Origin of the sequence: Snodgrassella sp. ESL0304 (genome assembly GCF_013344995.1) — a bacterium.
Lineage (GTDB): Bacteria > Pseudomonadota > Gammaproteobacteria > Burkholderiales > Neisseriaceae > Snodgrassella > Snodgrassella alvi.
In genome coordinates, this window is record NZ_JAAEDR010000014.1 from 146,546 (window position 1) to 157,821 (window position 11,276).

The window sequence follows — 11,276 nt, forward strand, 5'->3', positions numbered from 1 at the left end:
AAACAAACACGGCTTATCTATAGTGTAATCAGCATCAATAAAGTGTAATTTTACTCTAAAAAACACCGTTATAGCTGTCAATATCCCTATTCCGGCTGCTTGAATTTAACATGGGTTAGCAGAAGCTAAGAAATAATTTCCAGCTTGCATAAACAAGCTTAGTTTTAAAAAAAATTAAGCGTAGTAATCAACTAGCTATTAATAAAAATCCTCGGTGTTATACTAAAATTCTGATTAACATCCGCTTAAAAATCATCATTATAGTTAAATACTGCCTTATGCAATAATTTAAGCGACTGATGCTCTGGCAGTGTTAATCTTCTGCTGGTTTCCAGCTAAACTATAATTTGATTTAATGTCTGGATTAATCGACCCATTTCTGGAATTAACGATGGCATGCGGCTGGTCATATGCCCTGGATACGTTCGGTTTGCTCAATGAGACCAAATAGGAATGATAGTATTTTTTACATTATCAATATAGGATTCGATACTTGCGAGCGTTTCAGGAATGATTAAAGTCGAAAAGATATTATCTGACTCTTCTCTGTTATAAGAGTTAGCCACATCTTTTTGCTCAGTAAATTTCCTAATACGCTAAATAATTTATTGCGGCAAATAAGTAACGGACGGTTCAAATAATTTTTTTGATAGAAAAATTTTGTTGATTGAATGTCATCGTGTTACTTAATGTTTTAATAGCTATAGTGTTAATGCTAATCGGACTGATTTTGGACGACTCTGGTTGCCAAAAATGCGGCAAAAAAAGCGATCACAACAGAACCAGTGATTATGACAAAATATCCCCACGTTTGAGCAAAATAAAAACTTAAGGATGCAACGATTAAATCAAAGCCCCCCAAAATTGCCATCTGAGCATTGGCGGCTGTAGTCGGTGCTACACTACTGGCAGCATTATCCAAAATAATGGTATATAGGCAGGTACGAACAAACTGCAAACTAACAAAGTACGGGAAAAATGAAAAATAAACTAACAAGGCATTATTATGACCAAGCGAGATAGGGATAAATGACAATAAACAGCAAGCATAGAATATAATAGAAAACGACAAGCTTTGTTTCCGGGTCAATTTTCTAAGCTGACGAATACCAACGTAAATAGTTATCACCAAAATCATCGTACCGAATAATTTTAGCAAAAGGGCAGTATTAGCTAACGACCAGCCGCTATCAAGCAGCGCTAGAGGCATCAGATTATAAGAGGGAGAAATGCCAAAAGGGATAATAACCAGCAAAGCACACCAGCTTTTCTTTCCCTTCCAGGCTGAAACAATATTCTTCCAATAATTTTTGTCAGTAGTCTCAGAAATACGACTGTTTTTACTGAACTTATACTCATTAAAAAACCATATTTGCCTCCATGGAAATGAAAATGCCAAAAACCCAGAGAGAAAAATTATGCAGACACTCCAGCTTGTGTAAGAATATAGCACCAACACAATGGCCCCACCGATAATATTGCCGTACATAAAACCGCTAACATCTAGACTAGCAATAAGACCTCTCTCATGCTCTTCAGAAATGTTGCTGGTTAAGTTTGCCAACGCCAAATCTTGCGTGAGGATAATAAATGAAAAAAATAAAATGGCCAACAAAACTAATAAATAATTATTAACCGGATCAATAAAAGCAATCGCAAATAAACCCAATATCATCAAAAATTGCGCAATCAACAGCCAGTTCCGATAATGGCCTGAAGATGTTTTTAAATATTTATCAATAAACGGCGCCCATAACACTCTAAAGCTAAGTGGCAAAGACATGAGTGGAATAAGGCTTAATTTATCCAGCGCAATACCTTTATTGCGTAAAATTAAAAACAAACCACTAGCCAAAAATCCAGAGCCAATATACCTCGTGTAATATAAAGTAAAAAATAATTTCTGAATCTGTTTGGGGATGTTTTTGATCTCTTTATGGGACATTTTATTACAAACCTCAACGTGACAAAGATTAATTATGTCCAGCGATTGCTATTTTTAATCCTTTAGAGAGCGGGATTAAGCATATCAATACCAGGATTGCAGAAAAAATAAATGGGTAACCATCGCTATTTGGTAAGGGTTGATTAACCGTGAAGCAATACATACGGTTTGTACAAACTGGTCCTAATACAGCCCCATAATTGGTAATAGACGATAGATAAACCCACCAGAAATAATATAGTACCTAATAATTATTAAGAAATGTAATTATTTTCTTTGTACCAAGTGACAACATCTGTAAACGTCTCATCTAAAGGTCTAAATTGACAGCCTAATTCCTTAGCACTCTTTTCATGACTAAAATGTGTGCGCTTGTATTCATTTCCGATCAAATTCACGGACGAATAACTTAATAAAATAGGTTTACGTGTAAATACGTGATAAATTTCCTGCCCCATTGAAATAGCCTTTAATAACCATAAAGGGATAAGCTTAGTTGGCATTTTTACACCCGTGCTTTTTTCAAGTAATTTAAAAATATCCTTCATTTCCATATAACGCCCTGCTGCAAGATACTTTTCACCACTTCTACCTTTTTCTAAAGAAGCAATATGATGTTCTGCAACATCCCTAGCATCAACGACTGAAAAACTTGCAGGTAATACACCTGGCATTTTTCTAGCAACATAATCTAATACTAATTGCCCAGATGAAGTTGGTCCCATATCAAAAGGACCGTACATCCAACCAGGTAATACAATGGTTATAAACATATCAGGATGATTACTTAAAAACTCTTTAACTTTTTCTTCTGCTAAAATTTTACTTTTATAATAATTATCACTACCCTCTACAGGGCGTTGCATGGTTTCATCAATTAACTCCTCTTCTTTACCACACAAAGTTGCAATAGATGAGGTATAAACTGCCTTACGGATTCCTGCTGCATAGGCTGCTTCTAATATTTGTTCTGTACCCTTTACGTTCGTATTAAAAAGTTCATCCCAATGCTTGCCACCTTTATAATTATCTCTAAAAAAAGCCGCACAATGAAATAAAGCATCACATCCTTTTAAATGCGCAGTAAAGCCTTTTATGTTTAACATATCTCCCTCAATTATCTCAACTAAAGGACTATGAAATTGCTTTTTAGCTTTTTCTACCGACCTTGCCAATACTTTTACTTTAATATTGCGATCAATCAAAATTCTTACAATACTACTGCCTAATAATCCTGTTGCACCTGTTACAAACACTACGTTCATTTCTAAAATCCTTATTAAATAGCCCTAGTTCGGCACAAGTAAAATACCAGACAGAATTCAGATACCAATTGGTATCTCAAAAAATATATGTTATTCTAATCTTTTAGAAATGGCAATATTTATTAATCGAATAATTTATCGTTTTTAAAACAGTTTTAAAGTGTATAAATATTTGGAATACATGAAGTAGCGAAGTATATAAAGTATGCAAAGAAAAACGAGAGCACAGCAACAGCAAGAAACTAAAGAAATGTTATTTGCAGCTGCAATAGAACAAATTATTAAATTTGGTTTTGATAAAACAAGCATCAACTCGATAAGTGAAGGCGCAGGTTTTTCAAAAGGTGCTTTCTTCTCAAATTTTAAAAACAAATACGATTTATTACTACAACTCACAGAAAAACTTAAATCAGAAGAAAGGTTAAGCTTAAAATCAGCGCTTGCTATTGATAATGAAAATAATACCATCTCGATAAATGGATTAAACAGCTATGTTGATCAAATAAAAAATAACACCATTTGTGTTATTTTAGACATAGAAATGCAGCTTATTGCCAGCAGAGATCAAAACTTCAAACAGTACTACAACCAACTGCAACGGGAAAACAATAAATCGCTAGGTGAAATCATATGCGCTGTTTTCAAATCAGAAGGAGTACAACCCTCTTTACCTAATGAATCTTTAGCTCAAATATTTATAGCCCTCACCGAAGGACTGATCTTACAAAATGCCAGCAATCCTGGTGAGCAAATTAAGCATGTACTTTACTCACTAATCGAAAAAGAAAAATATGCTATTAAAACTCTCTAATATAGACACTAAAAGAGCATCGATATTCCGTTGATATTTCCTTAAAGCATGTCATATTTAAATCTTCACTACCATAGTGCCTTCAGTTACTCTGCGAATGGATAAGGTAAACTCATCATCAATTCAATATGCGCATGGAATTTTAACCGTAGATAGTTTTTTGATCGTTGTGAGCTCTTACCTAGACGTTAATAAAATAAGGAATACTCGGATAGATAAGAAATAAACCAATCTGGTCTGAAAAACCATTATCAACAAACAAATAAACGATAAAGACAATGTCCTCTTTTGCATATCAAACTTACAATAAGGAATTTTCTAAAAATTTACTACCCAATTTCAAAGTCAATAAGCAAACGACTAAGAATATTGCAAAACATTAAGTTGTATAACTTCATAATTTGCAGAAGGTAGCAGATGAGGTTAATTTTGCTGGAGATGCCAAAACTCCTTATAAATCCCATTTTGTTGCAATAACTGCTGATGAGTACCACTTTCCACTATTTCGCCTTTATCAATTACTACAATTTGCTTAGCTCCGATGATAGTTGAAAGCCGATGGGCAATAACTAATACTGTTTTTCCTTGTACGAGCTTATTAATCACCTTTTGCACTGCCAGTTCATTCTCAGTATCGAGAGCGGCAGTTGGCTCATCGAGGATAAGAATAGGTGCATTTTTCAAAATGGCTCTGGCAATAGAGATACGCTGCCTTTCCCCACCAGAGAGACTTTTGCCAATATCATTCAGTTGTGTTTGATAACCGTCGCGGAAATTCTGGATAAATTCGTGGCAATTTGCCTGTTTACAAACTTCGATGACTTCCTCGTCGCTAGCGGATAATTTTGCCATTCTGATGTTATTAATAATGGTATCCTGAAACAAATAAACATCCTGAAATACGACAGAGACTAGACTCATTAACTGCCTCTGAGACATATCTTGAATATCAATACCACCGATTTTAATACTGCCTGATATTACGTCAGCAAACCGAAGAATAAGCTTGGTTATTGTAGTCTTACCGCAGCCACTGGCACCGACCAGAGCGGTTAATGCTTTTTCCGGGATATGAAGGGATATATTCTTAAGTACGTACTTGTCCTGACTCCGGTACGAAAAGTTAACTCGTTCAAATTCAATATTATAATGCTCAGGCATAATCTCTGCCTTTTTTTCAGGTAATGACGGTGCATTCAACAGTCCCTGCAATTTTTCATACCCTATAACCAATGATTCAAGCATCGATGACATTTGTACAAAAAAGTTTAATACATCTGTGGAACGGGCAACGATTAATAACACGCAGGCTAGCAAGAGGTAAGAAATGGTTGCAGCATTTACCAAATACGCACCTAACGAGATGATAAGGATTAAACCAGCTTGAATCACGATGGTTATAATTAAATTAGGTTTTTCCCCTTTTTTCGTGCCAATGCGCAGTATATTTGCCACATCTGTTGTTACCTTAACAAACTCTGTCATCTTTTCTTCGGTTTGACCTGTCGATTTTAATACATCAAGTCCTTGTACAAACTCGACAGCTTCACCTTTTAATTTTGCATTGGCTTCTGCCAGAATGCTAAAACCTCTGCGATAGGCCTTCCTGCGCCACAGATAGAGTGGAATTGCCATTGGAAAAACCAAAAGCATCATCAAAGAAAGTTGCCAGCTGTAAAATAACAAGGCAATTGCAGCTGACAGTGGTATAACCACGCCGGTAATGATGATATTGAGTAGCATAAATGTAAATACTGCCGCTTCATTTACGCTTTGCATCATAAGGTGATTTATTTCGCCAGATCTAAACTGACTTAAATAATCTAAGGAAATATTACGTAACTTATTGCCTAATTTTTCCCTTAGCTCGGTAACGGCTAAGGTCGAATAACCATCCGCATCATAGCGTTCACAAAGCACCTTAAAAATAAAACTACCCGCCAGTAGAACAACGACAATAATTAAATGAGTGAGTGTTGCAGTAATATTTTTGGCTTCTAGCGCAGCAAATAAGGGATATAGTAAAACCAGCGAAATGCCAAACAGACAAGAGGAAATCACAGTATAAATCAGACTGCGGATCAATATTTTCTTTTGCTTACCTGCCGCATTGATTAAGCCAGTATACGTTGTCAGCAATGATTTTGTTGTGCGTGTGTGTGTATTAATATACTCTTTCATCACTTTTCTCCATCAGCCAAATTATTGACTGGAATCGACCAACTTTTTGCTTTGTTATACTCTTGCCACAACAATTTATAGTCACTAGAATTTTCGATTAAATCATTATGTGTCCCATGAGTTTTAATCATCCCTTTATCCAATAATATTATTTGGTCGGCATTGACAATCGTCGATAAGCGGTGAGTTACCATAATGACAGTTTTATTTCTATCAATTAAACGGTTAAAGGCTTTTAACAACAAAGCTTCATTTCGGGCATCAGAAAAAGCCGTCGGTTCATCTAAAATAACGATTGGTCGATTTTGCAGAAAAACCCGGGCAATGGTGATTCTCTGTTTCTGACCACCTGATAATAGCTGCCCTCTTTCTCCTGCCAGAGTGTTATACTGTTCAGGAAGGGTCAGAATGAAGTCGTGAATTTCAGCTTTTTTGGCGGCTTCAATAACGTCATCGTCAGAGATACCGTTTAACCCATAGCGTATGTTATCTGCGATCGAACACGAGAATAAAAAGTTATCCTGAAAGACAAATGAGATTCTCGACATAAGTTCAGTGTATTCAATATCTTTTATATTCACGCCACCTAAAGTTATCGTTCCAGAGGTTGTATCAAGAAAGCGAGGAATGAGATTAGCCAGCGTTGTCTTGCCAGAACCAGATGTACCTATAAGAACAGTAAATGAATTTTCAGGAATTTTGATATTGATATTGGATAAAACAGTGCCAGAATTCTGGTAAGAAAACCCAACGTTTTTAAAAATAATCTCATTATTGTCAGGTAATAGCGGGTTGGTGGGAGCCTTTAAAATTGGCAGATTTTCAACTTCAAATATCCTTTCTATTGCTGCCTTTGACTTTTGTAATATCTGAAACAGGCTCATCACAGGATAAACACTTTCTGCAATACCGATCGCCAGCAATAAAAAACAGAACGTCGTGATAAAAGAGATTTGGTCATTTAGCTGGGCTATGCTCAATCCAACAACTAATATGATACTCATCGGCATAGCAGAGAAAAGGCTGCGGGCAATTTTTGTAGACAATCGCATAGATTGCAACCAATGAAAGACCACCTGACTATAATTTTCCAGCGCTTTTTGATATTGACCGAATGCCCCCTCCCCGGCATCAAATGTTCTTACTGCACTCATTCCCTGAATATATTCAATGATTTTACCGTTGATTTGAATAGTTGCATTGTTATAGCTTTCCTTTAAAAGCTTAGCTTTTTTCATGATAAAACTCAGCAGCAGAAAAGTAACTAAAGTGATTGCAAATACAATGCTTGCAAAGACCCAATTAAAGATAAATAAAACGAGTAAGGTAAAAATTGGGGTAACGAATGCTTCAGCTTTTAAAGGCGGAGCATCAGCCACAAAAGCATGTAATTCTTTAATATCATCAATTAATGTTTTAACAAGATTCCCACTGCCCATGTTTCTAACCGTTTCAATTGGCAATTGATTGATTTTTTTGATAAGCCTGGTTCGTAATATTTCTTCTAGTTCAAATGCCGCATAGTGAGATTTATCGTGGGCATAAGTTCTCAGCGTATAAAAAAGAATGCTCAGCACAAGCAGAGAGAGAATGGGCAGTCCCGGGAAAACACTGGCATCCAACATTAATTGGTACAGGACCCAGATCAACATTAGCCAGATACTCAGTTTAAGCACCTGAGCAATTGATGCCAAAAATATAGAATAAGATACTTTATTCTTTACTGGCAGAAATATATCCGTATGATTCATAATAAAGTTTCTCCTTAGCCCATATCTATCATGCAATAAGAAAATCCGAATAGAAAAAAAGCTGTTTTCTTCTGATTATTCGTTAAGTTATGATTCTTTTAAATCATATATCCGGCAATTGATTATCATCTGATAAATTATTTACAATCAGACAGATAAAAAAATACATTGCCAAAGTAGACTACTACTACTTTAGTTGCAGATTTATTGGTAGGGTTAAGAAACTGATATTTTTATTTTTATTGTTATGCAAGCAGCGATTTATCTGCCTGCACAGAAAATTTATTATTCAGTCCAGCCTGCTTTTTCGCAGTCGCAAAGCATTAAGCAATACTGAAATCGAGCTCATTGCCATTGCCGCGCCGGCGATTACCGGGCTGAGCCAGCCAATTGCAGCCAGCGGGATACCGAGAATATTATAGAAAAAAGCAAAAAACAGGTTTTGTTTAACAACGCGTACAGTAGCGTGAGCTAGAGCCAGGGCATCGGCTACCTGAGTCACCGAATGGCGCATCAGCGTAGCTGAAGCAGTATTGGTGGCCACATCTGCCCCGCCATACATGGCAAAGCTGACATCCGCCGCGGCCAGTGCCGGCGCATCGTTAATACCATCACCGACCATCGCTACTACCTTGCCTTGCTGCATCAGCGCTCTCACCGCTTCGGCCTTGGCACGCGGATTCATTTCTGCCTGATAATAGCTGATACCCAGTTGTTTGGCAATGTATTCAACTACACTGTGCTGGTCACCACTCATAATATGAATATCAATATTTTGCTGCTGTAAGCGTTTAATTGCACTGACAGTGTCTTCTTTTAAAGCATCAGCAATAGCAAATGCACCTGCTATTTCATTATTAATAGCGACAACCACAATACTGGCAATCTGCCAGATTTCCTGCTGCTGTAATTGCCCGGGTATGCTGAAACCGCACCAGGCAGGATTACCGACTTTTACCGCGCCATACCCGTCTACCTGCGCCTGTGTACCCTGCCCGATTTCGCTGTGGCTATTGCTGGCGGTCAGTACCGGCAGGTTTTGCTGTTCAGCAGCCTGAATCACCGCCTGCGCCAGCGGATGAGTGGTGAGCTGTTCAGCGGCGGCTGCCAGTTGCAGAATGGTTTGCGCATCATACTGACAATCGGGATTTCGCCACTGGGCAACAATCTGGGGTTTACCCTGAGTAAGAGTGCCGGTTTTATCCAGTACAACCGTATTGACCTGACTGGTACGCTCAAGTGAAGCCGCATCTTTAAACCATACTCCGTACCGCGCCGAGCGCCCCATACCCACCATCATCGCGGCCGGTGTGGCCAGCCCCAGCGCACATGGACAGGCAATTACCAGTACGGCTACGCCGCGGGTCACTGCTTCGTTAAAATCACCACCAAACCACCAGTTCAGAATAAAAGTTAATACGGCTATGGCAACTACGGCAGGCACAAATACCATGGATACTTTATCAGCCAGCCTTGCAATCGGTGCTTTACTGCCCTGTGCCTGCGCCAGTGCCTGCATCATGTCACCCAGCAGAGTCTGGCTGCCGAGGGTCTGTGCCTGATAGGTGATACTGCCGTTGCTCAGTAATGCACCGGCAAGTACTTTATCACCAGCCTGTTTCAGTAATGGTTTAGATTCACCGGTGAGATAGCTTTCATCACACCATGCTTCACCACTATGCACGATGCCATCGGCAGCGATGCGGTTGCCGGCATTGGTTTGCAGGATGTCACCTTTCTGTATCTGGCTGAGCGGTACTTCCTGCCAGCCGTTGTCTGTTTGTCTGCGCACCATTTTCGGGGTCAGTTGCAGCAGCATGCTCATACTGTTAAGGCTTTGCTTTTTAGTCCGCTGTTCCAGATATTTGCCCAGCGAAACAAAGGCAATTACCATCACGCTGGCTTCGAAATAGATAAACTGATGCGCATCATGCTGATGATTAAACAGCATAATACTGGAATAGAGCCAGATAGCGACCGTGCCCAGAGACACGAGTACATCCATATTGGCTACGCCGCCTTGCAGGGATTTAATCGCACTATTGTAAAACGGCCACGCCAGACCAAGCTGGATAATCGAAGCGAGAACAAACTGCCACCATGGCGGCAGCATCCAGTGCTGTCCCAGCAGCATGCCCAGCATACCGATAACAAAAGGCAGAGCAATGATCCAGATAACTGCCAGACGCCACGGTATCGCTGTCGTTTTATGCTCCTCATTCTGCATTTCAGCCAGTGCTTCTATACTGGCGCTGGTTACGGCTGTGGCTTTAAATCCGGTTTTTGCCACTATCTGAACTATATCGGCCGTACTCAGCAGCTTACTGTCAAAACAGGTTTGTAATTCATCACTGGCAAAGTTTACATCGGCAGCAATAATACCCTGCTGCCGGCGCAATACTTTTTCTATGCGGTTGGCACAGGCCTGACAGTCCATGCCCTCAATGGCAAAGCGCGCTGTTTCGGCTGTATTGCCGTTAGTGTGCTGAGTTTGTTCCATGGTTCTGTCCTTCGTGTTTTCCAGCCGCATATCTGAGGATTAAACTACATCAAAACCGGCAGCTTCAACCGCGGCTTTGAGGGTATCTACGTTAGTAAGGCTGTCGTCAAAGCCGATATCGGCAATACCGGTTGCAAAATTAACCGCCACAGTTTCCACACCCGGGCTGCCCTGTAGTGCTGATGTCACACTTTTGGCACAACCTTCGCAGGTCATGCCGTCAATTTTAAACTGAACCATTTGCATTTCTGTCTCCTTATGGATTCGGGTTTAATAAAAAGTAGATAAAGTACAGCTTAAACCTTAACACTGTGATAGAGTCAAGCTTTACATATGCAAATTCAGATTTTTATCTTATGAATATCAGTGCTGCAGAAAAATTAACCGGTTTATCCAGTAAAACCATTCGTGATTATGAGGCTGCCGGACTGATTCAGCCTGTACGCCAGAGTAACGGCTATCGCGATTACAGTGAAGCCGATATTGCCACACTGTGCTTTATCAGACATGCCCGCGAAGTAGATTTTTCGCTGGCACAGATTGCCCAGCTGCTTGCATTACGCAACAATCCACAACGCACCAGTGCTGATGTCAAAGCACTGGCAGGCGAGCACATACAGCGTCTTAACCAGAAAATTAATGATTTATCCAGCATGAAAGAGACTCTGGAAAATTGGTACAACCGCTGTGGCGGTGATGCTTCACCACACTGTGCGATTATCGACGGGCTGGATAAGCATGGTTATGCCGGTAATCACAGTTAAGCCGGCTCCGGTTTGTGTTATCCGTTCAGGACTAGCTGTTATTCATGGTAACTAAAACT

Annotated in this window: 8 protein-coding genes; 2 read left to right on the forward strand and 6 right to left on the reverse strand. The window is 39.3% G+C overall.

All coding sequences use genetic code 11. From position 1 onward, the window contains the following. Positions 1–715 precede the first annotated feature (715 nt). Complete coding sequence (locus GYX91_RS07390; RefSeq protein WP_174830447.1) at positions 716–1,945, reverse strand: MFS transporter; 1,230 nt, start codon at positions 1,943–1,945, stop codon at positions 716–718. Between the two features lie 254 nt (positions 1,946–2,199). Then, positions 2,200–3,210 carry an SDR family oxidoreductase gene (locus GYX91_RS07395; RefSeq protein ID WP_025331105.1) on the reverse strand — a complete coding sequence of 337 codons (1,011 nt, stop codon included), beginning with the start codon at positions 3,208–3,210 and terminating at the stop codon, positions 2,200–2,202. Between the two features lie 205 nt (positions 3,211–3,415). On the opposite strand from GYX91_RS07395, the gene GYX91_RS07400 reads away from it, so the two are divergent. Further along, positions 3,416–4,021: a TetR/AcrR family transcriptional regulator gene (locus GYX91_RS07400; RefSeq protein WP_025331106.1), complete on the forward strand. Its 606-nt coding sequence runs from the start codon at positions 3,416–3,418 to the stop codon at positions 4,019–4,021. 423 nt (positions 4,022–4,444) lie between these two features. Here GYX91_RS07400 and GYX91_RS07405 read toward each other — a convergent pair whose 3' ends face one another. The 4 genes from GYX91_RS07405 to GYX91_RS07420 all read right to left on the reverse strand — a co-directional run bounded on the left by GYX91_RS07405 (position 4,445) and on the right by GYX91_RS07420 (position 10,699). Next, positions 4,445–6,202, reverse strand: coding sequence for an ABC transporter ATP-binding protein (locus tag GYX91_RS07405; RefSeq protein ID WP_174830449.1), 1,758 nt, complete (start codon positions 6,200–6,202; stop codon positions 4,445–4,447). Then, complete coding sequence (locus GYX91_RS07410; protein ID WP_174830451.1) at positions 6,202–7,953, reverse strand: ABC transporter ATP-binding protein; 1,752 nt, start codon at positions 7,951–7,953, stop codon at positions 6,202–6,204. The genes GYX91_RS07405 and GYX91_RS07410 overlap by 1 nt, the downstream gene beginning before the upstream one ends. A gap of 289 nt (positions 7,954–8,242) precedes the next feature. Beyond that, positions 8,243–10,453 (reverse strand): cation-translocating P-type ATPase, encoded by a 2,211-nt coding sequence (locus GYX91_RS07415; RefSeq protein WP_174830453.1) that lies wholly within the window; start codon positions 10,451–10,453, stop codon positions 8,243–8,245. Positions 10,454–10,492: 39 nt separating this feature from the next. Beyond that, positions 10,493–10,699, reverse strand: a complete 207-nt coding sequence (locus tag GYX91_RS07420; protein ID WP_025331110.1) for a heavy-metal-associated domain-containing protein — start codon at positions 10,697–10,699, stop codon at positions 10,493–10,495. A 110-nt stretch (positions 10,700–10,809) separates the two neighbouring features. Between GYX91_RS07420 and GYX91_RS07425 the strand changes: the two genes are divergently transcribed. Beyond that, positions 10,810–11,217 carry a MerR family DNA-binding protein gene (locus tag GYX91_RS07425; RefSeq protein WP_025331111.1) on the forward strand — a complete coding sequence of 136 codons (408 nt, stop codon included), beginning with the start codon at positions 10,810–10,812 and terminating at the stop codon, positions 11,215–11,217. Positions 11,218–11,276: the final 59 nt, after the last annotated feature.